Source organism: Streptomyces sp. AK010 (genome assembly GCF_014207295.1).
In the GTDB taxonomy this organism is placed as follows: Bacteria; Actinomycetota; Actinomycetes; order Streptomycetales; family Streptomycetaceae; genus Streptomyces; species Streptomyces massasporeus.
The window spans coordinates 419,726-442,052 of the sequence record NZ_JACHCX010000002.1 but is presented as its reverse complement, the minus strand read 5'-3'; the positions used below and the strand labels follow the sequence as shown (position 1 = coordinate 442,052).

The window sequence follows — 22,327 nt, the reverse complement described above, 5'->3', positions numbered from 1 at the left end:
CACGGGTGAGATAAAACGAGCGTCACGCTCTTGCAAACCGTTCGCATCAAGCCACATCATCGAACGGTGCATGTACCTGACGGATTCATCAACGCGCCCACCTCAGCCGCCACCGGCGTGATCGCCGCGGGCGCCGTCGCGGTGAGTTTGCGCGGCGCACGCCGCGAACTCGACGAGCGCACGGCGCCGCTGGCCGGACTGGTCGCGGCGTTCATCTTCGCCGTGCAGATGCTGAACTTCCCCGTCGCGGCGGGCACCAGCGGCCATCTGCTCGGCGGCGCGCTGGCGGCGATACTCGTGGGCCCCTACACCGGGGTCCTGTGCGTCTCCGTCGTCCTGCTGATGCAGGGCATCCTGTTCGCGGACGGCGGTCTGACCGCGCTCGGCGTCAACATCACCAACATGGCGATCGTCACCACCGTCGTCGCCTACGCCCTCTTCCGCGGCCTGGTGAAGGTGCTGCCCCGCACCCGCCGGTCGGTGACGGTGGCCTCCTTCGTCGCAGCCCTGGTCTCCGTCCCGGCCGCCGCGCTGGCCTTCACGCTGATGTACGCGATCGGCGGCACCACCGACGTCTCCATCGGCAAGGTCGCCACCGCCATGATCGGCGTGCACGTCCTCATCGGCATCGGCGAGGCGGTGATCACCGCCCTCACCGTCGGCGCGGTCATCGCCGTACGCCCGGACCTGGTGTACGGGGCGCGCGGACTGACGCAGAAGCTCAAGCTGCGGGTCAACGGCGAGCTGGTCGACGCCCCCGGCGCCGAGCCCGAGCCCGCGCCGGTGGCCGCCCGGACCTCGCACCGCAAGGTGTGGGCGGCCGGCCTGCTCACCTCCCTGGTCCTGGCCGGATTCGTCAGCTTCTACGCCTCCGCCGACCCTGACGGGCTGGAGAAGGTCGCGACCGATCACGGCATCGACAAGAAGGCCGAGGAGCACTCCGCCGCCGACTCCCCGCTCGCCGACTACGGCGTCAAGGACGTCGACGACGCCCGTCTGTCCGGGGGGCTCGCGGGCGTCATCGGCGTGGGCGTCACGGTCGTCGCGGGCACCGGCGTGTTCTGGGCCGTGCGGCGCCGCCGTACGGACGACGCCTCCCCGTCGGACACGACCAGCGTGACGAGCGTCTGACATGGGGGCCGGGCACGCGCACAAGCTGTACCGGCACGGGCACTCGCCCGTGCACGGCCTGCCGCCGCACACCAAGCTCGCGGCCGTGTTCGCCTTCGTGGTGGTCGTGGTGTCGACGCCGCGCGAGGCGATGTGGGCGTTCGGGCTGTACGCCGTGCTGCTCGGAGCCGTCGCCTGCGTCGCGCGCGTGCCCGCCGCCTTCCTGCTCCGACGGCTGCTGATCGAGGTGCCGTTCGTCGCGTTCGCGGTGCTCATGCCGTTCGTGGCGGAAGGCGAGCGGGTCGACGTCCTCGGCCTGTCCCTCAGCGTGAACGGCCTGTGGGGCGCCTGGAACGTGCTCGCCAAGGGCACCCTCGGCGTCGCGGCCTCGGTGCTGCTGGCCGCCACGACCGAGCTGCGCGAACTGCTCCTCGGCCTCCAGCGCCTCAAGCTCCCGCCGCTCCTCGTGCAGATCGCGTCCTTCATGATCCGCTACGGCGACGTCATCACGGACGAGATGCGGCGCATGCGGATCGCCCGCGAGTCACGCGGCTTCGAGGCGAAGGGCGTCAGGCACTGGGGCGTGCTCGCCAAGTCGGCCGGCGCGCTGTTCATCCGCTCCTACGAGCGCGGCGAGCGTGTGCACCTGGCCATGGTCAGCCGCGGCTACGCCGGTTCCATGCCGGTCATCGACGAGGTGACCGCGTCCCGGGCGCAGTGGTCGTACGCCCTCGCCCTCCCCTGCGCCGCTCTGCTCGTCTGTCTGCTGGGATGGACCCTGTGACTGCTTCTCTGGAGGTCTCCGGCCTCGCCTTCGCCTACCCCGACGGACACCAGGCCCTCTTCGGCGTCGACTTCTCGGTCGCGCGCGGTGAGCGGGTGGCGCTGCTCGGGCCGAACGGCGCCGGCAAGACGACCCTCGTGCTGCACCTCAACGGCATTCTGACCGGCGGCGCCGGCACGGTGCGGGTCGCCGGGCTGCCCGTGGACAAGCGGAACATGGCCGAGGTCCGGCGCCGGGTCGGCATCGTGTTCCAGGACCCGGACGACCAGCTGTTCATGCCGACGGTCCGGGAGGACGTGGCGTTCGGGCCCGCGGCGGCCGGGCTGAAGGGGCCCGAGCTGGAGGAGCGCGTGGACCGGGCGCTGGAGCGGGTCGGCATGGCGGAGTTCAAGGACCGCCCGCCGCACCACCTGTCCTTCGGGCAGCGCCGCCGGGTGGCCGTCGCGACCGTGCTGGCGATGGAGCCGGAGATCCTCGTCCTGGACGAGCCCTCCTCCAACCTCGACCCCGCCTCCCGCCGCGAACTGGCGGACATCCTGCGGTCCCTGGACGTGACCGTGCTGATGGTCACGCACGACCTGCCCTACGCGCTGGAGCTGTGCCCGCGCTCCCTGATCCTCAGCGACGGGGTGATCGCGGCCGACGGGCCGACCGGCGAGCTGCTGTCCGACGAGGAGCTGATGCGGGCCCATCGCCTGGAGCTGCCGTTCGGTTTCGATCCGCGTTCCGTCCCGGCGGCCGCGGCCCGTCCGTGACAATGGGCGCGTGACGAACGAGGAGGGCGACGGATCGCCGCTGCTGGACGAGCAGCTGTGCTTCGCGCTGTACGCCGCCCAGCGCGCGGTGACGGCGGCGTACCGCCCGCTCCTCGACGAGCTGGGCCTCACCTACCCCCAGTACCTCGTCCTGCTGGTCCTCTGGGAGCGCGGCGAGATCACCGTCAAGGAGCTGGCCGCGGCCCTGCGTCTCGACTACGGCACGGTCTCGCCGCTGCTGAAGCGGCTGGAGGCGGCCGGTCTGGTCCGGCGTGAGCGGTCGGCGCGGGACGAGCGGTCGGTGCTCGTGGCCGTCACGGGGCGCGGGGAGGGCCTCCGGCAGCGCGCGGCGCGGGTGCCCGGCGCGCTGCTCACGGCGACCGGCTTCGACGGGACGGAGGCCGGTCGGCTGCGGGCGGAGCTGTGGCGGCTGGCCGAGCGGGCGGAGGCGGCGGCGGACCGGGCCCGCTGAGGGTTACCCCCGGTTGCCCACCCCCTGGTAACCACTGATGAGTTACCAGCCAGTACCTTGTGCACGATGTGTTTGTGCACACCTGGTTCCCGGGGGAGGACAGCATGACTGACGGCCCCGCCGTCGACAGCCGCCCGACGAAGATCATGTACGTGGCGGAGGCCACCGCCCACGGCGGTCGCGAGGGCTACGTCACCAGCCAGGACGGTCAGCTCGACCTCAAGGTCGCGATGCCCCAGCCGCTCGGCGGCGACGGCAACGGCACCAACCCGGAACAGCTCTTCGCGGCCGGTTACAGCGCCTGCTTCCACAACGCCCTGATCCTCGTGGGCAACCGCGAGGGCTACGACCTGGCCGGCTCCACGGTCGCCGCGAAGGTCGGCATCGGCCCCAACCGTCAGCGCGGCTACGGTCTCGCGGTCGCCCTCAGCGTCTCCCTGCCGGTCGTCGACCCCGACCTCGCGACCAGGCTGGTGGAGGCGGCCCACGAGGTCTGCCCGTACTCGAACGCGACCCGCGGGAACATCGACGTGACCATCCTGCTTGGCTAGGGGGGAGCACCACGGGCACAGCGGCTATGCGAGGAGTACGGACGTGGACGTGAACGGCGCGGTCGCCGAGGGCTTCGAGCCGGTCAGGGAAGCGTTCGTACGGAACTTCGAGACGCTCGGGGACCGGGGCGCGGCGGTCGCCGTCTACCGGGACGGGCAGAAGGTCGTCGACCTGTGGGGCGGCACCCGGGACGTCGACGGCACGGCTCCCTGGGAGCGCGGCACCGCCCAGGTCGTGCGCTCGGCGACGAAGGGTGTCGCGGCGGCCGTACTCCTGCTGCTGCGCCAGCGCGGGCAGTTGGACCTGGACGCGCCGGTGGGGCACTACTGGCCGGAGTTCAAGGCGCGGGGCAAGGAGCGGGTGCTGGTCCGGCACGTGCTGAACCACCGGGCCGGGCTGCCGGTCCTCGACCGGCCGCTCACTCCGCGGGAGGCCCTCGACCCGCTGCGGGGACCGGCGGCGGTCGCGGCGCAGGCCCCGGCCTGGGAGCCCGGCACCGACCACGGCTACCACGCGCTCACCTACGGCTGGCTGCTCGACGAACTGGTGCGGCGCGTCACGGGGCACAGCACCGGGGAGTGGCTCGCGTCGCAGGTCACCGGCCCGCTGGGGCTGGACCTCTGGCTCGGTCTGCCGGAGTCGGAGGCCGGCCGGGTCGGGCGCGTGGGCCGCGTCGAGGGAGCCGAGCCGACCGGGGCGCTGCGGGCCCGCCCGAAGCGCTCGGTCACCGAGGCCTACGAGGACCCGGCCTCCCTGACACGCCGGGCGTTCGCCGCGGTCTCCCCGTTCCCGGACCAGAACGACCCCGCCTACCGGGCGGCCGCCCTCCCGGCGACCAACGCCATGGCGACGGCGGACGGACTGGCCCGCTTCTACGCGACCCTGATCGGCGACACGGCCGGTGCCACGCGCCTCTTCACGCCGGAGACGGTGGAACTGGCCCGGGCCGAGGAGTCGGCGGGCCCCGACCGGATCCTGGTGGTCGGCACCCGCTTCGGCCTCGGCTACATGCTGCACGGCAGCGCCTCGCCGTTCCTCACCCCGGGCTCCTTCGGCCACCCGGGCCGCGGCGGCGCCCTCGGCTTCGCCGACCCGGAGACGGGGATCGCCTTCGGCTACGTCACCAACGGCTTCCGCAAGACGGTGACGGCGGACCCGCGGGCGCAGGGGCTGGTGCGGGCGGTGCGGGGAGTGCTGGACCTGTAGGGCGAGTCGCCGTGGCTACGCCCCTGTGGACCGCTAGACGTGGATGGGGTGGGAGGTCCGGCCGGACGCCTGGTCGATCTCCTCGTGGGCCTTGCTCAGCAACGCCATGGCGAGTTCGTTGAGTGCCCGGGCCCCGGCGATCTCCTCCCCGACCCGCGGCTGATTCGCGTCGGACCGGTGCCGGCTGGCGTGCCCGTGCCCCCGTACCTCGCTGCCGTCGGGGAGGCGGACCATCGCGGCCGCCTTCGTGTGCTGGTCGTCCTCCGTGAACTCCATCTCGACGTGCCACCCCACAGTGGTGTGCATCATGACGATCACCTCCGGAACGCTTAGTTCCAGGGTGCTCCTCGCACGGGCCGGACGCACCCGCCTGACGGCGAGCTATCCGGCGTGCAGCACCAGCCCGATCCCGACGACCAGCAGCCCGGCCGGCGAGCAGGACGGCGGCGGTGACCAGAGGGGTCACGAGGTGCGCTCGCGCACGTCCACCAGGGTGCCGTCGGTGTGGGCGACGAGGTCCTCGGGGGCGATGGGAAACACGGTGTACGGAGTCCCGGCCGCGGCCCAGACGACGTCGTGCTCCAGCAGGGAGCGGTCGGCGAGCACACGGGTCCTGGTCTTGTGCCCGAAGGGGGGCACGCCGCCGATGGCGTACCCGGTGGTCTCCCGGACGACGTCCACCTTGGCCCGGGTGACCTTGTCGGCGCCGAGCTCCTTGCGGACGAGTTCGAGGTCGACCCGGGAGGCCCCGTCCATGAGCACGAGCACCGGCACCCCGTCCGCGGCGAAGATCAGCGACTTGCAGATCTGGCTCAGCTCGCACCCGACCGCGGCAGCGGCCTCGGTGGCGGTACGGGTGGCGTCCGGGAACCGGCGGACCCGCTCCACGAGATGTCCGAGCCCCAGCTCCCGCAGGGTTTCGGCGAATCGGGGGTGGGCTCCGGAGCTTCCGGCGTCAGTGGCGGCTGTCGTCATGCCCTGCACGCTAGCGGTACGCGCAGAGCGCACGCGAGGCCGTTTCAGCTGGTGGTGTCCTCCGGCCGGACGTCCGTGAACTCCCACCAGGCGAGCGGCAGCCGGTCACCGTCGACGAAGCCGTCGACGGAACCGCCGGTGCCCTGGATGGCCACGCGGGTCCCGACGGGGTAGGTGGTGCCGGACAGTCCAAAGACCGCCACGAGAAGGGTGCCGATACGACGAGACAAAGCGCTACTTCCCAGGCACGGGGCGACGACCGCGAGGAACCGGCGATCGTCCTGAACTCCCTGGTGGAGACGGTCCGGCCGACGGGTGCTCTCGGGGTGCCCGGCCTGTACGTCCCGAGCGACCCGGGCGGTCCGGACGAGCAGTCCAAGAAGATGCTCATAGTCGCCGTCGGACGCCTCTTCGAGAAGGGGCTCCGCAGGGGCACCGGGCAGTGCAACGTCAAGAAGTACAACCGCCACCTGCGGGACATGATCATCGAGGATCGCGCGAAGCCCAGCTTCGTCGTCTCGCACGAACTGCCGCTCGACCAGGCGTCGTCGGCATACGAGAAGTTCGACAAGCGCGTCGAGGGCTACACGAAGGTGGTCCTCCACCCGCAGGCGGCGTAGGCAGCCCGGGCAGGGCCGCCAGTCAGTCGGTGACGTACGCGAGGAACGACTCCCACGTGGCGGAGGCGACCGTCACGTGGGGAGTCCCCAGGGTCTTGGAGTCCCGGATGTGGATCGTGGCGGGGGTGTGGGCGACCTCGACGCAGTCGTTTATGTCACTGCTGCTGCTGTAGCTGCTCTTGAACCAGTGGAGTTCCGGGACACTCATAGCTCTCCCAGCTGCCGCTCGATGAAGGCCAGCGACTCCCTCGGCGTGAGAGCCTGCGCCCGGATCATTCCATAGCGCAACTCAAGGATACGAAGATCCCGAGAACTTGAGACCGGGCGGCCGTTGAACGCGCCTTCGGAACGTCCGATAGCCGTGCCGTCGGCGAACTTCAGCACCTCGATCAAGCCTTGGACTCCCGCGTGCTCCTCGCAGTCGGTTGGCATGACCTGGAGGATGACGTTCCTCAACTGCCCTACCTCCAAGAGGTATTCGAGCTGTCGACGCAGGACCGTCTTCCCACCGTGAGGGCGTTCCAGCGTCACCTGCTCCTGGACGAAACTGAGCGTGGGAGCGGGCTCCCGCTCGAAAACCGACTTCCGGGCCGCACGTGCGGCCACTCCCCGCTCGACCTCGCTCGGCGCGTATGCGGGCTGGTGCATCTCGAACAACGCCCTCGCGTACTCCGGCGTCTGGAGCAGTCCGTGGATGTTGTGGTTGCTGTAGAGCAACATCTCCACCGCCCGCTCCTCCAACTGCGCCAGCTCCCGCACCCTCTTCGGGTACCGGGCCCTCTCCATGTCCTTCGTGAACGCCCTCAGGTGCCCCTGGGCGTTCAGCACCTGGTCCGCCCTGTCCAGGTACTCCGGCCGGGGAATCCGCGCTCCTCGCTCCATCTTGCGGATCATGTCCTCCCCATAGCCGAGCACCTCGCCCAGCTCGGCGACCCGCATCCCCGCCGCCTCCCGGCACACCTTCAGCAGCTTCCCCACCGCCTGGACCAGCGGCTCGATCTCGTCGCCCGGCTCGACATCCCAGCCGGCCTCGTCGACAGCCTCGTTCATGCCCACCTCCCTCGCGCAGCCGTACCCGTACAACGCCCGGGACAGCCGAGACAGCACGAGACAAACCCCGGACAGTAGCGATACGCACACCGGCTGTCGCCGCTCGTCGGGCGCAGACTCCGCCACGCTGAGTCACATGGACCAGGAGACCACCATCCGCAACCTCAGCCTTCTGCTCTCCCCCACGCCCCGGGGAGCCCGGCTCGCCCGGCTCCTCGCCACCGAGCAACTCCGCGCGTGGGGAATGCCCTTGGACCCTGCCGGGCAGATCGTCGCCGAGCTCGCGACCAATGCCGCCACGCACGGGCGCGTCCCCGGCCGGGACTTCCGGCTGACGCTCTACGTCGTCGGCGGCACCCTCCGTATCGAGGTCACGGACACGCGCGGTGACCGGCTTCCCCACCCCACCCGGCCGGCCCCGGACGCCACCAGCGGCCGGGGCCTCCTCGTCGTGGCCGCCCTCGCCGACCGCTGGGGCGTGGCACCGGGTCCGCACCCGCGCAAGACGGTGTGGGCCGAAGTCGACGTGCCCAAGTGAAAGGCCGGTGAGGGCACCGTCCCCACGGTGCCCTCACCGGCCGGTCTCTCACGAGCGGTCAGACGCGGACCAGTTCCCTGTCTCCGTCGTCGTCTCCGGAGGCGGTGCGCAGGCCCTCGCCCTCCACGTCGACGTTGGGCAGCGCGCGGTCGAGCCACTTCGGGAGCCACCAGGCCTTGCGGCCGAGGAGGGCCAGGACGGCCGGGACGATGGCCATGCGGACGACGAACGCGTCGAAGAAGACCGCGATCGCGAGGCCGAAGCCGATCATCTTGACCATCGACTCGGACGAGCCGATGAAGCCGGCGAAGACGGCCATCATGATGACCGCGGCGGCCGTGACGACCCGCGCGCCGTGCCGGAACCCGGTGACCACGGCCTGGGCGGGCTTCTCACCGTGGACGTAGGCCTCCCGCATCCGGGTCACGAGGAACACCTCGTAGTCCATCGCCAGGCCGAAGACCACGCCGACCATGAAGATCGGCATCATCGACATGACCGGTCCGGTCTGCTCCACGCCCATCAGGCCGGACAGCCAGCCCCACTGGAAGACCGCGACGACGGCGCCGAGGGCCGCCATCACCGACAGCAGGAAGCCGAGGGCCGCCTTCAGCGGGACCAGGATCGAGCGGAAGACCACGATCAGCAGCAGGAAGGCCAGGCCGACGACCAGCACCAGATACGGCACGAGCGCGTCGTTGAGCTTCTCGCTGACGTCGATGTTCATCGCCGTGCTGCCGGTGACCAGGACGTTGGCGTCAGTCTCGGCCTTGATGTCCGCGCCCGCGTCCCGGATGCCGTGCACCAGGTTCTCCGTCGTGACGGAGGACGGCTTGGAGCCGGGGATGACGGTGATGGTGGCGGTGTCGCCGGCCTTGTTGGGCTGCGCCGGGGTGACCGTGACGACGTCCTTCAGGCCCTTGATCGCGTCGCCGGTCTCAGTGAAGGCCGCCTTCGGGTCGTCGCTGTTCTTCGCGTCGACGACGACCATCAGCGGGCCGTTGAAACCCGGCCCGAAGCCCTCGGACAGCAGGTCGTAGGCGCGGCGCTGGGTGGTGGAGGTGGGCTGGGAGCCGTCGTCGGGCAGGCCCAGTTCGAGGGAGGCCGCCGGGACGGCCGCCGCGCCGAGGCCGATGACGCCGAGCAGCAGGACCGCGAGCGGGCGGCGGACGACGAAGCTCGCCCAGCGGGTGCCCAGGTTCGGCTTGCCCGGCCTGTCCTGCTCCTTCTTCGCCCGGCCGAGGAGCTTGCCCTTCTCCCCCATCGGCTTCACCTTGCGGCCCGCGTAGCCGAGCATGGCCGGGACCATCGTCAGGGCGATCAGCACCGCGATGGCCACCGTGCCCGCGGCCGCGATGCCCATCTTCGTCAGCATCGGGATGTTGACGACGGACAGGCCCACCAGCGCGATCACCACCGTCAGACCCGCGAAGACCACCGCGGAGCCCGCCGTGCCGACGGCCCGGCCCGCCGCCTCCTCGCGCTCGCGGCCCTCGGCGAGTTCGGCGCGGTAGCGCGAGACGATGAACAGCGCGTAGTCGATGCCGACCGCCAGGCCGATCATCATCGCGAGGGTGGAGGTGGTCGTGCCCAGGTCCAGCGCACTGGCCAGGCCCGTGATCGCAAAGACGCCGATGCCCACGCCGATGAGCGCCGTCAGCAGCGGCAGTCCGGCCGCGACCAGCGAGCCGAAGGTGATGACCAGGACGACCGCGGCGACCGCGATGCCGATGACCTCGCTGGAGCCGGTGTGCGGCACGGCCTGGAGGGCGTCGCCGCCGATCTCGACGGTCAGCCCGGCCTTGCGCGCGTCCTGCGCGCTGTCCTTGAGGGCGTCCTTCGCGGCGTCGTCCAGCTCCATGCCGGAGACCTTGTACGACACCTGCGCGTACGCGATCGTGCCGTCCTTGCTGACGGCCTTCGCCTGGTACGGGTCGGTGACGCGGACGACCTCGGAGCCGTCGGACAGCTCCTTCACCGTGTCCTGGACCGTCGCCTTGTTGCCGGGGTCGGTCATCTTCTCGCCGCTCGGCGCCTTGAAGACGACGCGTGCGGTGGCCCCGTCGGCGCTGGTGCCCGGGAAGCGCTGCTCCAGCAGGTCGAAGGCCTTCTGGGCCTCGGTGCCGGGGATGGAGAACGAGCTGTTGCCCGCGGCGGGGGCGCTGGCGGCGCCGACACCGGCGAGGGTCAGCAGGGCCACCCATATCAGGGCGACGAAGTGCCGCCGCCGGAACGAGAGCCGGCCGAGTTTGCAGAGGAATGTGGCCACGAGGGCCCTCCCGGTCAGTCGTGGGGTGTTCAGGGCAGGGGCGATCAGCCCGACGACGTGAGCGGATACGTCAGGTAGGGGCTAGCTCAGGGGACTAGTCGGTGGTGCGTACGCCGAGGGCGGGGAGGACCACGGCGTCGATGTACGAGGTGAGGAAGGCCTGCGTCGGTGGCCGGTCGTCGATCAGCGTGCGGGTGGCGAAAGCCCCCACGAGCATGTGCATGACGAAGTCGAGTGCCGGGCGGTCGGCGCGGATCTCACCGCGGTCGACGGCCCGCCGCACCACCCGGTGGAACTCTTCCATCTCCGGCTCGATGAGCAGTTCCTTGAAGGCCTGGAGGAGGTCCGGGTTGGCGTGCACCGCCATGAACAGACCCCGCATCAGCGCGGCGTTCTGCTGCATGGTGCAGTCGTCCTCACGCGTGGTGAGGGCATGGAGGTCGCCCCGCAGGGACCCGGTGTCGACGTCGGCGATGTTGCCCGGCTTGTTGTGCCGGATCGCCTTCGCCACCAGCTCCGGCTTGCCGCCCCACTGGCGGTAGAGCGTGGCCTTGCTGGACCGGGTGCGGGCTGCCACGGCATCCATGGTGAGGGCGTCGTAGCCGACTTCCCGGAGCAGGTCGAGCACGGCCGCGTACAGCTCGGCCTCACGCTCGGGGGTGATCCGACTGCGACGCGCGGCGGCGACCTCAGCCATCTCTCTCACCTTCCCGCTCCGAACGACACGGTTTCGTACGCCACCAAGGTAGCGCAGCACTTCATAGAAACGAAACGGTTTCGTACGTGCGCTGTGTCACGGCCATGGATTTGCCTTGACTTGCCCAGGTCCGTCCACGCGGCAGCCTGTACTGGCTGACTCACCGCGACGGCCCGGCCCGCACCCTCACCGACACCCCGGGCGTCCGCGTCCGGATGCCGGAGATGCTCGGTGGCAGCGGGCGGGTGGCGTACGTGACGGACGCCGAGGGCGAGGACGCCGTCGAGATCGCCTCCCTGCCCAGGGCGAGCGGCGCCCGTGCGCCCCGGCGGCTGGTCGCGGGGGAGCTGGGCCGGGTGCGCTAGCTGGTCTCGGATCCCGACGGCGAGCGGCTCGCGGTCGCCTCGCACGACGGCCGGCTCCTCCTCGTCGACGTCACCGAATACTCCGGCGGCGAGGTCACCGAGCTGATCCGGTCGGCCAACGGGCCCGTGCGCGACCTCGCCTTCTCCCCGGACGGGGCGTGGCTCACCTGGTCGCACCCGGGCATCGGGCCGAGCCTGCGGCAGATCAAGACGGCCCGGCTCGCCGACCGGGTCGTCGGCGACGTCACCAACGGCCGCTTCGAGGACGAGAACCCGGTCTTCACCCGCGACGGCCGCTACCTCGCCTTCCTGTCCTGGCGCGGCTTCGACCCCGTCTACGACGTGCACACCGGCGGCCTGTCCTTCCCGCTGGGCTGCCGCCCCTACCTCGTACCGCTGCCCTCAGCGACGCCCTCCCCGCTGGGCGCCAACTTCGTACGCAGGGAAGGCGGCTGGGCGGTCAAGCGGATCCTGCTCGGCGACTCCTCCGACTCCAAGGCCCGCTCCCCGCCGGCCGGTACGGGCATCCGGGAGAGGGCGGTCCTCACGCGCGTACGGCTGGTCGGTGGAGAACAAGGGCGTCGCCCCCGACATCGACGTCCTGCGCACCCCGCCGGACTGGGCCGAGGGGCGGCACGCCCAGCTGACCGACGCGGTGGAGCTGGCGCTCGGGCTGCTGGAGACCCATCCGCCCGCGACGCCGCCGACCTGCAGCGACGTACCGGACCGCTCCCGCCCGAAGCTGCCGCCCAGGACGTGAACGCCCCTGCGGCACAAGGGGAAAGGGGAAAGGGGCGCCCCGCTCAGGGGAGCCCCTTCCCTTCGGCACGCAACGTCAGGCGTCGTAGTCCTGGTCGAAGCGGTCCTCCTGGTCACGCTCACGCTCACGGTCGCGCTGCGGCTCGGAGCGCTCACGGTCGCGCTGCGGGTGCGAGGGGTCCATGTCCTCGTCGCGCCGACGACCGCGGCCCTGCACCTGCTCGCGCGCCTGGTCCGCCTTCTGGCGAGCCTGGTTCTGCCACTGCTCGGACTTCTCCTGGAACTGGTCCTTCATACCCATGTGGGTTCACTCCCGTTGGGGGTGAGGGGATCTGGCTCGATCAGATTCACATGGGCCGTGACGCTGCGCATGTCGATCACTTACGCAGCGTAGTCCGCTGCTGCTCGTCGGCCGCTCCACCCGCCCCGACCAGGCCCGTGCGCATGCCCGTCAGCCGGTCCGCGAACCGCCGCATCTCGCGCTGGCCGACCGTCCCGATGACCCCGGGCAGACAGCCGCGCACGCCCTGCATGCCGCGCAGCCACCACTGCCCGTACACATGGCTCGACCGGCGCTCGATCCCCTCCACCAGCCGGTCCACGGCCGGCCCCAGCGGGTAGGTCTTGTTGGACGGCCAGGGCAGCCGCTGCCTCAACTCCCGCATGACGTCGTCCTGATCGGCCCCGCGCACCATGTCGGTGTCGGTCCACGACAGATACCCGACGCCCACCTTCACGCCCCGGTGCCCGACCTCGGCCCGCAGGCTGTGCGCGTACGCCTCCACACCCGACTTGGACGCGCAGTACGCGGTCATCATCGGCGCCGGGGTGATCGCGGCGAGGGACGCGATCTGCAGCAGATAACCCCGGCTCTCCGTCAGCAGCGGCAGGAAGGCGCGGCCGGTCACCGCCGAGCCGATCAGGTTGACCTCGATCACCCGCCGCCAGGACTCCGGGTCGGAGTCGGCGAACGGACCGCCGGTGGCGACACCTGCGTTGGCGACGACGATGTCGACCCGGCCGAAGCGCTCCTTGACCTCGCCCGCGACGCGGACCATCGCCTCGTGGTCGGTGACGTCGGCGTGCCAGTGGTCGCTCTCGCTGTGCAGCCGCGCGGAGACCTGCTTGAGCGCGTCCGGCTCCAGCCCGACCAGCGCCACCCTCACGCCCCGCGCGGAGAGCTTGCGGGCCAGCACCTCCCCGACGCCGCGCGCCGCCCCGGTCACGACGGCGACCTTGCCCTCGAGGCTCACCCTGCTCATGCGCTCTCCTCGGATACGGCCTGGATGTGTGCGTGGACGAGGCCCCGGATGGTACCGGTGACCAGTTCGGGCGCCTCGACGGGCGTCATGTGGCCGATGCCCGGCAGTTCGACGATCCCGGTGCACCGCGGCAGCGCCGCGGCCAGGGCCCTGGCCTGCGTCGGCGGGGTCAGCCGGTCCGCCGTGCCGACGATCACGGCCGTGGGCACGTCCAGCTCCCGCACGCCGTGGTCGAGGTCGAGCAGATCCAGCACCTGTGACCAGGAGTAGCGGACCTTGCGGGGGCAGGCGTGCACGATCCGGGCGCACGCCTCGATCATGTGCGGGGCCGAACCGGGGCCCATCGTGCCGTACTTGAGGATCCGGCGGGCCAGCGGCGTGACCGGCCCGAGCGGGGCGCGGGAGCCTAGGATCCGCCGGGTCAGCCAGGTCCGTACCCGCCCGGCCCGCATGGGCACGACGGTGGAGGCGGCGACCAGCTGCGAACTGCCCGTGCTGCACAGCAGGACGGCGGCGGTGTGCGCCCGGAAGGCGGCTCTCCCGGAGGCCGCCATCACGGTCATCCCGCCCATGGAGTGCCCGGCGATCACGGCCTGTTCGCCGGGCGCGAGGGTGGCTTCGAGGACGGCTTCCAGATCGTCGGCGAGCGCGTCGGAGCTGCACCCGGGGCTCGCGGGGCTGCGCCCGTGGCCGCGCTGGTCGTAGGCGATGACCCGGTGGTCGGCCGCCAGGTCGCGGATCTGGGCCGCCCAGAAGGCGGTGGAGCAGGTCCAGCCGTGGGCGAGGACGACGGCGGGCGCGCCCTCGGGGCCGTGCACCTCCACGTGCAGCCGGGCGCCGTCGGCGGAGACGGCGGTCAGTTCACGCGCCGGGGAGGGCGGGGCGTAGGGCCCGGAGCCGACGTGCATCAGGCGGCTCACGCGTCCACCCCCGCCTTCTCCGCGGCGGTGGCCTTCTTCGCCGCGGGCGCCCGCAGGACGTCGTACTCGGCGAGGTCCACCCGCCGCGTCGCCCGCCGGAACTCGGCGGTCGTGCCGGGCCAGATGGTGGTGTTGCGGCCGCTGGCGTCGAGGTACCAGCTGGTGCAGCCGCCGGTGTTCCACACGGTGCGCTTCATGCGCTCCTGCACCCGGTGGTTCCAGGCGCGCACGGCGTCCGGGCGGGCATCCAGGGCGACCCGGCCGCCGAGGACGTCGAGCTGACGGACGTAGTCGGCGAGGTAGTTCAGCTGGGACTCGATCATCAGGATCATCGAGGAGTTCCCGAGGCCGGTGTTGGGCCCGATGACCGTCATCCAGTTGGGGAAGCCGGCCGCCGAGGCGCCGCGCAGGGCCTCCATGCCGCCCTTCCAGGTCTCGGCGAGGGTCCGCCCGTCGGCGCCCACCACCCGGTCGGCGATGGGCATGTCGGTGACGTGGAACCCGGTGCCGAAGACGATCGCGTCCACCTCGGCCTCGCTGCCGTCGGCGGCGACCAGGGTCGAGCCGCGCACCTCGGCGAGGCCGCTGGCGACGACGTCCACATTGGGCTGCGCGATCGCCGGGTAGTACGCGCTGGACAGCAGGATCCGCTTGCAGCCGATGCGGTAGTCCGGGGTGAGCTTCGCCCGCAGGGCCGGGTCCTTGATGGAGCGGGCCATGTTGCGCCGGGCCAGCTGCTCGACGAAACCGAGCTCGTTCGGGCGCTTGGTGAACGCCTGGACCTGCAACTCCCGGATTCCCCACAGCAGTCCGCGGCGGACCTGCGAGGTGAAGGGCAGTTGCCGGTGGACCCACCGCTCGGCGTCGCTGATGGCCCGGTCGATGCGGGGCATCACCCACGGCGGGGTGCGCTGGAAGAGGGTGAGCCGGGAGACGTCGGGCTGGATGGACGGCACGATCTGGATGGCCGAGGCGCCGGTGCCCACCATGGCGACGCGCTTGCCGCGCAGGTCGTAGTCGTGGTCCCAGCGGGCGGAGTGGAACACCTTGCCCGGGAAGGACTCCAGGCCGGGGATGTCCGGCACCTTCGGGTCGGACAGCGGGCCGGTCGCCGACACGACGAAGTCCGCCGAGAGGCTCCCGCTGCTGGTCTCGATGTCCCAGCACAGCCGCTCGCCGTCCCAGGCCATCCGCTTCACCTCCGAGTCGAAGCGGATGTGCGGCCGCAGCCGGAACACGTCCGTCACGTGCTCCAGATAGGCGCGGATGTGCTCCTGCCCCGAGAAGGTGCGCGGCCAGTCGGGGTTGGGCGCGAAGGAGAACGAGTACAGATGGGACGGCACGTCACAGGCGCACCCCGGGTAGCTGTTGTCCCGCCAGGTGCCGCCGACACTGCTCGCCCGCTCCAGGACGACGAAGTCGGTGACACCCTCGCGGCGCAGCCGCACGGCGGCCCCCAGCCCGCCGAACCCGGACCCGATCACCGCGACCCGCACATGTTCGTGTTCGCGCTCGCCCATGCCGACACCTCCACACACCACGAGAACCGCGCCAGTGAACACTGGCGCAATGGGAGCGTAGGGCAGCGGCGTACCGATGGGTAGGGGGCGGGGCCAGGAAAGTTACCCCTGGTACGCCTTAAGGTGCCCAGGTGGCCGAGAAGCGTGAATACCGCATGGAAGAGCTGGCCCGCCTCGCCGGGATCACGGTGCGCACCCTGCGCTTCTACCGCGAACGCAAACTGATCCCGCCACCCCGCCGCGAGGGCCGCATCGCCTGGTACGACGACCACCACCTCGCCCGCTTGCGCACGATCACCGCCCTGCTGGAGCGCGGCCACACCCTCAGCGGCATCGCGGAACTGGCCGAAGCCTTCGACCACGGCCGCGACGTCGGCGACCTGCTCGGCGTCGGCGGCCCCACCGAGGAGGAGCCGGTCCACCTCACCCCCGAGGAACTCGCCGACCACTTCGCGGGCGAGGCCACCCCGGAGAACCTCGCCGCCGCGATGGACCTCGGCTACCTCGGCACCGACGGCGAGGAGATCGTCCACGTCAGTCGGCGCCTCCTCGACGTGTCCTCGGCCCTGGTCCACGAGGGCATCCCCCTCGCCGCGGTCCTCGCCGCGGCCCAACAGGTCCGCACCCACGCCGACGCCCTGGCCGAACTCTTCACCGACCTGGTCCTCGACCACGCCACCCCCGAAGACCTCCCCCGCCTGCGCCCCCTGGCCCGCAGCGTGGTGGAGGCGGAATTGTCACTGGCGTTGGACCGCAGGATGCGCAGGCCCTAGCGGGCGGCGGCCCTAGATGAATGAGTCCGATGTTCTCAGTGGTCGTAGGCGATGAGAGATCTTTTGATCTTGGCTCCGATGGTCCAGTTGTGCCAGATGCCGGCCGCCATGGCGAGGAGTCTTTGTCCGGTGCGGGCGAAGACTCCGGCCGGGGTTCTGCCGCCGTGTTGTTCCAGGCTGAGCTGGCCTTTGAGGGTGTCGAACACGGCCTCGATCCACTGGCGGACGCGGGCCAGGCGGCCGTGCCGGACCGGCTCGTCCTTGCGGTCCGGCCGCACCAGATGGACACCCAGGCGCTCGGTGAGGAACGCCTCGAACTCCCGCCCGGCGAAGCCCTTGTCCGCGAGGATCACCTGCCCGCTGCGGATGAGGTGGTGGTCGCGTTCCAGCAGCGCGGTCATCACCTCCCGCTCGCCGAGTTTCGGGTGGGCCAGACACCAGGACACGGGCATGCCCTCGGCCGTGGTGAGGAGGTAGAGCCGGAAACCCCAGAAGAAGCGGGAGTGGCTGCGGCAGTAGCCGTATCCGGCGTGGCCGGCCAGGTCGGAGCGTTTGACGGTCTCGCGGGAGGCCGCGCAGGGCAGCGGAGTGGAGTCGATCAGCCGCAGGTCGTCGTGCCAGGTCGGCACCTGCCTGGCCAGAGCTTCGATCACACGGCTGATCAGCGGCCCGGCGGCGTTGAGGCGCTTGTTGTAGGCCGACTGCTGGGGCAGGTAGCGAAAGAGGTGTCCCAGCCGGGCGTGGGCGAAGCGGATCCAGTGCCGGGCCGAGGGGAAGCCGAGCAGTACCTGGGCGACCGCCAGGCACAGCAGTTCGGCGTCCGTCAGTTTCGGGGGTCGCCCGATCCGGCGACGAGGGGCCACATGGTCGTCGATGAACACGTACAGTGCCGCAAGAAGGGCGTCCAGGCTGGTAGTCACACACGAGCCAACGGGCGCCCTTCGCCATGGTTGCGGCCAGCCCAAACATCGGACTCATTCATCTAGAGGTCGTAGACGACGGTCACGGGCGCGTGGTCGGACCACCGCTCGGCATGCGTGGCGGCCCGCTCCACGAACCCCTTCACCGCGCGCTCGGCGAGCCCCGGCGTGGCGCCGTGGTAGTCGATCCTCCACCCTGTGTCGTTGTCGAAGGCACGCCCCCGATACGACCACCACGAGTACGGCCCCTCGGTGTCCGGGTGGAGCGTCCGGACGACGTCGACGTACCCGCCGTCCGCGGGATCGAAGACCCGTGTGAGCCACTCCCGCTCCTCCGGCAGGAACCCGGAGCTCTTCTGGTTCCCGCGCCAGTTCTTCAGGTCGGCCTGCTGGTGGGCGATGTTCCAGTCGCCGCAGACGAGCACCTCGCGCCCCTCGGCGGCGGCACGCTCGCGCAGCCCCTTGAGGTGGGCGAGGAACTCGCCCATGAAGCGCTCCTTCTCGTCCTGCCGCTCGGTACCGACCTCGCCGGAGGGCAGGTAGAGGGAAGCGACGGTGACCCCCGGCAGGTCGATCTCCGCATACCGCCCGCTGCCGTCGAACTCGGCGGACCCGAAGCCGATCCTCACCCGGTCGGGCTCGCGGCGGCTGTACAGGGACACCCCGGCCCGTCCCTTGGCGGCGGCCGGCGCGTGCACCACGTGCCATCCCTCGGGCGCACGGACGTGCTCCGGCAGCTGCTCCGGCTCGGCCCGCACCTCCTGGAGGCACAGCACATCGGCTTCCGTCTCCGCGAGCCACTCCACGAAGCCCTTCTTCGCGGCGGCACGGAGCCCGTTCACATTCACAGAGGTCACAGTGAGCACCCCGGCACGATACCGGCACACTGGACGAGGTCCAGTTCCGGATCGAATACGGTAGCGGCCATGCACATACGCCGGGTCTCCTTCGACCACCCCGACGCCTTGAAGCTGAACGACCAGGTCCAGGCCGAGTACGCCGTCCGCTACGGGGACGACGGCGACGCCACGCCCATGGCCGCCGCGGACTTCGACCCGCCGAACGGCACCTACCTGATCGCGTACGACGAGGACGGCACGCCCGTGGCATCGGGTGGCTGGCGTGCCCAGGACGCCAACGGCGAGGGCAACGCCGACGGCGACGCCGAGCTCAAGCGCATGTATGTGACCGACGGCATGCGCGGCCGGGGCCTCGCCCGCCGCATCCTGGCCGCCCTGGAGGAGGACGCCCGCACGGCGGGCCGCGTCCGCATGGTCCTGGAAACCGGCACCAAGCAGCCGGAGGCCATCGCCCTGTACACGTCCAGCGGCTACGAACCGTGCGCCAAGTTCGGCTACTACCGCTTCCACGACGCGAGCCGCTGCTTCGCCAAGGACCTGCGGTCCGCCGGCTGACGGGGGCTCAGCGACCGTCCCGACTGTGGCCCGGGTCACCCGGCGCGGGCCGCCGTCGCCGCTCTCGCTCACCGATCGGGCCCTGAACATACGTCAGAGCCCGGTCGGTTTCCCGACCGGGCTCTGAGCTGCGTGGACCTGAGGGGATTTGAACCCCTGGCCCCCTCGATGCGAACGAGGTGCGCTACCGGACTGCGCCACAGGCCCTTGCAACGAGTGAAACTTTAGCACCCCGATCGGCCTGCTTGGAAATCCGTTCCCGAAGGGCGGTCACCTGCGGCTTCGCGGGGCTACTCATTGGCGGCCCGGGGGCGCTCCCCGTCCTCGTACTGGTCGAAAAGCGGCGTGCGGCCGCGCTCCCGGGCCCGTCGGGCGGAGGCCGCCCGGCGCGCGTCGGTGCGCCCGTCGCCGTCGTCCGTGTCCGGGGTGGAGGAGTCCGGCTCGCCGGGGTGGTGATCCACGGCGGGCTCGTTCTCCGCGTTCGGGGCGACCGTGCTCGACCGGGCCGCGCTCCAGGTGTCGGGGGCGCCGAGATCCACGTCGCTGGTGGCCCGCGGGGCGACCGGGGCCGTCACGTAGGTCGGCAGGGGCACCGGTACCGGCTCCCAGCTGTCGCCGCCCTGCCCGGGGCGCCGCTGCCGCTCGCGCTGCTGGTCGACCCACTCCGCGTGGTCGGTCTGCTCGACGAGGGCGCGCCGGTCCGCCGCGAGGGCCGACAGGCCGGGGTCGGTCACCGGCTCGGGTCCCTCCTCCGGTTCGTCGTTCTCGTCGGCGGCCAGGGCGCGCCGGCGGGGCTGGCGCTGGCGCTCCCGCAGGCGCTGGGCCGCGGCCTCGGCCATGCGGCGGTCCATCTGGTAGGCGAAGCGGCGGCGCTCCTGGGAGCGCAGATACGCGATGTAGACGCTGAGCATCACCGCGGGCACGCCGGGGGCCCACAGGAACGCGAGCCCGCCGACCGCTGCGACGACCGCGCCGACGGTGAAGGCGAGGAACAGCATGGTGGTGGTGCGCCGGCGGCGCGCGAGCACCTTCGAGCGCCGGGCTCGTGCCGCGGCCGCCTCGTTCGCCTGCGCCGAGGCGTTGCGCCGGGCGGCCGGTACCCGTTCCCGGGGGCGGCCGGAAGCGGCGGCGCTCGGTGCGGGCGACTGCCGGGCGGGGGGTTCGGGGGCCGCGGGCCGGGCCTGGGGCTCGGGGGCGGGCGACGGGACCGGCGCCTGGGTCTGCCGGCGGGTCTTGGACACGGCGAAGGCCCGGACGTCCACCGAATCGGTGACGGCGTCCAGGTCGTCGGCGTCCTGCTCCCCCTCGTCGGTGGAGCGCGCCCGCAGGTCCTTGGCGTACCGGCGCTCCATTCCCGCCCGTCCGGACAGCAGCCGGATGGCGGTGCTGAAGCGTTCCGTCGGACGGGCCTCGTTCAGCTCGTCCTGCCTACGGAGCCACATCGGCACCAAGTAGGCGGCCCAGGCCCCGACAATGACTGCGTAGATGAGGCCGCTGCTGCTCACGCTCACACCGTAGAGGGGTTTGCGTGAGGCCATCTGCCAATTGAGCCGGTGTGTCGCACGATCTGGCTGATATTTCGAACTTTTCTTGTGACCGATGTGATCAGCAGACCGTCCAGGCCGGGAATTCATTGCCCTGAGACGGTCACCGGCCGATCAATTTCGAACACTTATTCAATTTCCGGGGTGGTGCCGCATTCCCGGATTACTCTGCGATCGTGCCCGGTGCCAGCGCCTGAGCAACCCGTCGGGGACCTCTTCCGCCGTGAGGGCGAAGACGAGATGGTCGCGCCAGGCCCCGTCGATGTGGAGATAACGCGGCCGGAGCCCCTCCTCGCGGAATCCGAGTTTTTCCACGACCCGGCGGCTGGGCCCGTTCTCCGGGCGAATGCAGACCTCGATGCGGTGCAGCCCGACGGTGCGGAAACAGTGGTCCGTGACCAGAGCCACCGCCGTCGGCATGACGCCGCGTCCCGCCACCGACTCGTCGACCCAGTAACCGACGTGACCCGAGCACATCGAGCCCCAGGTGATGCCGGCGACCGTCAACTGCCCGACCAGCCGCCCCTGGTACTCGATGACGAAGGGCAGCATCCGGCCCGCGTTCGCCTCCGACCTCAGGTGGCGGACCATCTGGCGGAAGGTCGGGCGGTGCGTCATCGGCCCGCCGGGCGTGGGCGGCGGGATCGTCGCCTCCCAGGGGCGCAACCAGTCGCGGTTGCGCCGGTTGACCTCGCGCCATGCCCGCTGGTCGCGCAGCTTTATCGGCCGAAGGACGATGTCGCCGTCCACCAGCTCCACGGGCCAGGATGGGCTGTTCAGCTCGCACCCCCGCTGTCGGGTCTGGGGTGGTCTCCGCCCCGGAGCTGCTCCACGGCGTGGATCAGCAGCGGCTCCAGGACGGCGAGGCCGTCCTTCACTCCGCCGCTGGAGCCGGGCAGATTGACGATCAGCGTGCCGCCGGCCACCCCGGCCAGGCCCCGGGAGAGCACCGCGGTCGGTACCTTCTCCCGGCCGAACGCCCGGATGGCCTCGGCGATGCCCGGCACCTCGTGGTCGATCACGCGGCGGGTCGCCTCGGGGGTGCGGTCGGTGGGCGAGATGCCGGTGCCGCCGGTGGTGACGATGACGTCGTAGCCGGCGTCGACACCGGCGCGCAGGGCCGCCTCCACGGGGTCGCCGTCGGGGACGACCTGGGGGCCGTCGACCTCGAAGCCGAAACCCTTCAGCCCGTGCGAGATCATCGGGCCGCCCTTGTCCTCGTAGATCCCGGCGGCGGCCCGGTTCGAGGCCGTGACGACGAGAGCGCGGTAGGTCATGCCCGGCTCCAGTCGCCCGACTTGCCGCCCGTCTTCTCGTCCACCCGCACGTCCGTGATGACCGCTCCCTTGTCGACCGCCTTGACCATGTCGATCACGGTGAGCGCGGCGACGGAGACCGCGGTGAGGGCCTCCATCTCGACACCCGTGCGGTCCGTCGTCTTCACGGTGGCCAGGATCTCCACGGCGTCGTCCGCGACCGACAGGTCCAGTTTCACACCGGACACCGACAACGGGTGGCAGAGCGGGATCAGATCGGGGGTCCGTTTGGCGCCCATGATCCCCGCGATCCGCGCGGTTGCGAGAGCGTCGCCCTTGGGGACGCCCTCGCCGCGCAGCAGCTCGATCACGCGGGGCGAGACGAGGACGCGTCCGCTGGCGCGGGCGGTGCGCGCGGTCACGTCCTTCTCCGACACGTCGACCATACGGGCGGCGCCCGCCTCGTCGATGTGCGTCAGCCGGTCCGGCGTACGGGCGTCGGGCGGGGGTGGGTCCTGCGTGCTCATGCTGTGTGGCGCTCCCGGTCCGGGCCCGTCGCGGTGCA

General features: G+C 71.4%; 27 protein-coding genes, 1 tRNA gene and 2 pseudogenes. 12 read left to right on the top strand and 18 right to left on the bottom strand.

The window, feature by feature from the left end:
- Positions 1 to 66: 66 nt before the first annotated feature.
- The 6 genes from HDC93_RS05360 (at position 67) to HDC93_RS05335 (ending at position 4,879) form a co-directional block, all read left to right on the top strand.
- Complete coding sequence (locus HDC93_RS05360; protein ID WP_185007639.1) at positions 67 to 1,131, top strand: energy-coupling factor ABC transporter permease; 1,065 nt, start codon at positions 67 to 69, stop codon at positions 1,129 to 1,131.
- 1 nt (position 1,132) lies between these two features.
- Positions 1,133 to 1,894 (top strand): cobalt ECF transporter T component CbiQ, encoded by a 762-nt coding sequence (gene cbiQ, locus HDC93_RS05355; protein ID WP_185007636.1) that lies wholly within the window; start codon positions 1,133 to 1,135, stop codon positions 1,892 to 1,894.
- Positions 1,882 to 2,649 carry an energy-coupling factor ABC transporter ATP-binding protein gene (locus HDC93_RS05350; RefSeq protein ID WP_030844956.1) on the top strand — a complete coding sequence of 256 codons (768 nt, stop codon included), beginning with the start codon at positions 1,882 to 1,884 and terminating at the stop codon, positions 2,647 to 2,649. Before cbiQ ends, HDC93_RS05350 begins: the two co-directional genes overlap by 13 nt.
- A 10-nt stretch (positions 2,650 to 2,659) precedes the next feature.
- Positions 2,660 to 3,121, top strand: a complete 462-nt coding sequence (locus tag HDC93_RS05345; protein ID WP_185007634.1) for a MarR family winged helix-turn-helix transcriptional regulator — start codon at positions 2,660 to 2,662, stop codon at positions 3,119 to 3,121.
- A 104-nt stretch (positions 3,122 to 3,225) separates the two neighbouring features.
- The gene (locus HDC93_RS05340; protein WP_185007632.1) at positions 3,226 to 3,672 is read left to right on the top strand and encodes an organic hydroperoxide resistance protein; all 447 of its coding nucleotides are present in this window, start codon (positions 3,226 to 3,228) and stop codon (positions 3,670 to 3,672) included.
- A 43-nt stretch (positions 3,673 to 3,715) separates the two neighbouring features.
- Positions 3,716 to 4,879, top strand: a complete 1,164-nt coding sequence (locus HDC93_RS05335; RefSeq protein ID WP_185007630.1) for a serine hydrolase domain-containing protein — start codon at positions 3,716 to 3,718, stop codon at positions 4,877 to 4,879.
- Positions 4,880 to 4,912: 33 nt separating this feature from the next.
- Here HDC93_RS05335 and HDC93_RS05330 read toward each other — a convergent pair whose 3' ends face one another.
- From HDC93_RS05330 to HDC93_RS05320, 3 genes are all read right to left on the bottom strand, one after another.
- A complete protein-coding gene (locus HDC93_RS05330) occupies positions 4,913 to 5,188 on the bottom strand; it encodes a DUF1876 domain-containing protein (protein WP_185007628.1) in 276 nt (91 codons plus the stop codon).
- 153 nt (positions 5,189 to 5,341) lie between these two features.
- On the bottom strand, positions 5,342 to 5,854 hold the full coding sequence (locus HDC93_RS05325; RefSeq protein ID WP_185007626.1) for a YbaK/EbsC family protein: 513 nt from the start codon (positions 5,852 to 5,854) through the stop codon (positions 5,342 to 5,344).
- A 44-nt stretch (positions 5,855 to 5,898) separates the two neighbouring features.
- Positions 5,899 to 6,057, bottom strand: coding sequence for a hypothetical protein (locus HDC93_RS05320; protein ID WP_398983874.1), 159 nt, complete (start codon positions 6,055 to 6,057; stop codon positions 5,899 to 5,901).
- A gap of 42 nt (positions 6,058 to 6,099) precedes the next feature.
- Here HDC93_RS05320 and HDC93_RS05315 point away from each other — a divergent pair.
- Positions 6,100 to 6,474 (top strand): annotated as a pseudogene (locus tag HDC93_RS05315) (aldehyde dehydrogenase); the annotation flags it as partial.
- Positions 6,475 to 6,496: 22 nt separating this feature from the next.
- Here the strand turns inward: HDC93_RS05315 and HDC93_RS05310 are convergent.
- Both HDC93_RS05310 and HDC93_RS05305 read right to left on the bottom strand, forming a co-directional pair.
- The gene (locus tag HDC93_RS05310) at positions 6,497 to 6,682 is read right to left on the bottom strand and encodes a DUF397 domain-containing protein (protein WP_185007622.1); all 186 of its coding nucleotides are present in this window, start codon (positions 6,680 to 6,682) and stop codon (positions 6,497 to 6,499) included.
- Positions 6,679 to 7,524, bottom strand: a complete 846-nt coding sequence (locus HDC93_RS05305) for a helix-turn-helix transcriptional regulator (protein WP_185007620.1) — start codon at positions 7,522 to 7,524, stop codon at positions 6,679 to 6,681. The genes HDC93_RS05310 and HDC93_RS05305 overlap by 4 nt, the downstream gene beginning before the upstream one ends.
- A 136-nt stretch (positions 7,525 to 7,660) precedes the next feature.
- Between HDC93_RS05305 and HDC93_RS05300 the strand changes: the two genes are divergently transcribed.
- Positions 7,661 to 8,062: an ATP-binding protein gene (locus tag HDC93_RS05300; protein ID WP_185007618.1), complete on the top strand. Its 402-nt coding sequence runs from the start codon at positions 7,661 to 7,663 to the stop codon at positions 8,060 to 8,062.
- Positions 8,063 to 8,120: 58 nt separating this feature from the next.
- Here HDC93_RS05300 and HDC93_RS05295 read toward each other — a convergent pair whose 3' ends face one another.
- Positions 8,121 to 10,331, bottom strand: a complete 2,211-nt coding sequence (locus HDC93_RS05295; RefSeq protein ID WP_185007616.1) for an MMPL family transporter — start codon at positions 10,329 to 10,331, stop codon at positions 8,121 to 8,123.
- Between the two features lie 94 nt (positions 10,332 to 10,425).
- On the bottom strand, positions 10,426 to 11,028 hold the full coding sequence (locus tag HDC93_RS05290; protein ID WP_185007614.1) for a TetR/AcrR family transcriptional regulator: 603 nt from the start codon (positions 11,026 to 11,028) through the stop codon (positions 10,426 to 10,428).
- 137 nt (positions 11,029 to 11,165) lie between these two features.
- Between HDC93_RS05290 and HDC93_RS05285 the strand changes: the two are divergent.
- Together HDC93_RS05285 and HDC93_RS39235 are read left to right on the top strand one after the other, a co-directional pair.
- Positions 11,166 to 12,050 (top strand): annotated as a pseudogene (locus HDC93_RS05285) (PDZ domain-containing protein); the annotation flags it as partial.
- Positions 11,959 to 12,153, top strand: a complete 195-nt coding sequence (locus HDC93_RS39235) for a hypothetical protein (protein ID WP_185007612.1) — start codon at positions 11,959 to 11,961, stop codon at positions 12,151 to 12,153. The pseudogene HDC93_RS05285 and the gene HDC93_RS39235, both read left to right, overlap by 92 nt.
- Before the next feature lie 75 nt (positions 12,154 to 12,228).
- Here the strand turns inward: HDC93_RS39235 and HDC93_RS05275 are convergent, their stop codons facing one another.
- The 4 genes from HDC93_RS05275 to HDC93_RS05260 all read right to left on the bottom strand — a co-directional run bounded on the left by HDC93_RS05275 (position 12,229) and on the right by HDC93_RS05260 (position 15,854).
- On the bottom strand, positions 12,229 to 12,453 hold the full coding sequence (locus HDC93_RS05275) for a hypothetical protein (protein WP_185007610.1): 225 nt from the start codon (positions 12,451 to 12,453) through the stop codon (positions 12,229 to 12,231).
- 76 nt (positions 12,454 to 12,529) lie between these two features.
- Positions 12,530 to 13,414, bottom strand: a complete 885-nt coding sequence (locus HDC93_RS05270; protein WP_185007608.1) for an SDR family oxidoreductase — start codon at positions 13,412 to 13,414, stop codon at positions 12,530 to 12,532.
- Positions 13,411 to 14,334, bottom strand: a complete 924-nt coding sequence (locus HDC93_RS05265; protein WP_185007606.1) for an alpha/beta fold hydrolase — start codon at positions 14,332 to 14,334, stop codon at positions 13,411 to 13,413. The genes HDC93_RS05270 and HDC93_RS05265 overlap by 4 nt, the downstream gene beginning before the upstream one ends.
- Positions 14,331 to 15,854 (bottom strand): NAD(P)/FAD-dependent oxidoreductase, encoded by a 1,524-nt coding sequence (locus tag HDC93_RS05260; protein WP_185007604.1) that lies wholly within the window; start codon positions 15,852 to 15,854, stop codon positions 14,331 to 14,333. Before HDC93_RS05260 ends, HDC93_RS05265 begins: the two co-directional genes overlap by 4 nt.
- A gap of 155 nt (positions 15,855 to 16,009) precedes the next feature.
- Between HDC93_RS05260 and HDC93_RS05255 the strand changes: the two genes are divergently transcribed.
- Positions 16,010 to 16,627: a MerR family transcriptional regulator gene (locus HDC93_RS05255; protein WP_185007957.1), complete on the top strand. Its 618-nt coding sequence runs from the start codon at positions 16,010 to 16,012 to the stop codon at positions 16,625 to 16,627.
- 35 nt (positions 16,628 to 16,662) lie between these two features.
- On the opposite strand, the gene HDC93_RS05250 is transcribed toward HDC93_RS05255, so the two are convergent.
- Positions 16,663 to 17,547: an IS982 family transposase gene (locus tag HDC93_RS05250; RefSeq protein ID WP_185007602.1), complete on the bottom strand. Its 885-nt coding sequence runs from the start codon at positions 17,545 to 17,547 to the stop codon at positions 16,663 to 16,665.
- A 62-nt stretch (positions 17,548 to 17,609) separates the two neighbouring features.
- Positions 17,610 to 18,413, bottom strand: a complete 804-nt coding sequence (locus tag HDC93_RS05245) for an exodeoxyribonuclease III (RefSeq protein WP_185007600.1) — start codon at positions 18,411 to 18,413, stop codon at positions 17,610 to 17,612.
- Between the two features lie 60 nt (positions 18,414 to 18,473).
- Here HDC93_RS05245 and HDC93_RS05240 point away from each other — a divergent pair, with 60 nt between their 5' ends.
- The gene (locus HDC93_RS05240) at positions 18,474 to 18,962 is read left to right on the top strand and encodes a GNAT family N-acetyltransferase (RefSeq protein WP_185007598.1); all 489 of its coding nucleotides are present in this window, start codon (positions 18,474 to 18,476) and stop codon (positions 18,960 to 18,962) included.
- A 133-nt stretch (positions 18,963 to 19,095) separates the two neighbouring features.
- Here the strand turns inward: HDC93_RS05240 and HDC93_RS05235 are convergent.
- From HDC93_RS05235 to moaC, 5 genes are all read right to left on the bottom strand, one after another.
- Positions 19,096 to 19,169: transfer RNA gene (locus tag HDC93_RS05235), tRNA-Ala, on the bottom strand.
- A gap of 83 nt (positions 19,170 to 19,252) precedes the next feature.
- A complete protein-coding gene (gene glpR / locus HDC93_RS05230; protein WP_185007596.1) occupies positions 19,253 to 20,467 on the bottom strand; it encodes a gephyrin-like molybdotransferase receptor GlpR in 1,215 nt (404 codons plus the stop codon).
- 171 nt (positions 20,468 to 20,638) lie between these two features.
- The gene (locus tag HDC93_RS05225; protein WP_031108727.1) at positions 20,639 to 21,286 is read right to left on the bottom strand and encodes a GNAT family N-acetyltransferase; all 648 of its coding nucleotides are present in this window, start codon (positions 21,284 to 21,286) and stop codon (positions 20,639 to 20,641) included.
- Positions 21,283 to 21,783, bottom strand: a complete 501-nt coding sequence (locus HDC93_RS05220) for a molybdenum cofactor biosynthesis protein B (protein ID WP_185007594.1) — start codon at positions 21,781 to 21,783, stop codon at positions 21,283 to 21,285. Before HDC93_RS05220 ends, HDC93_RS05225 begins: the two co-directional genes overlap by 4 nt.
- Complete coding sequence (gene moaC, locus HDC93_RS05215; RefSeq protein WP_185007592.1) at positions 21,780 to 22,289, bottom strand: cyclic pyranopterin monophosphate synthase MoaC; 510 nt, start codon at positions 22,287 to 22,289, stop codon at positions 21,780 to 21,782. The genes HDC93_RS05220 and moaC overlap by 4 nt, the downstream gene beginning before the upstream one ends.
- Positions 22,290 to 22,327 lie beyond the last annotated feature (38 nt).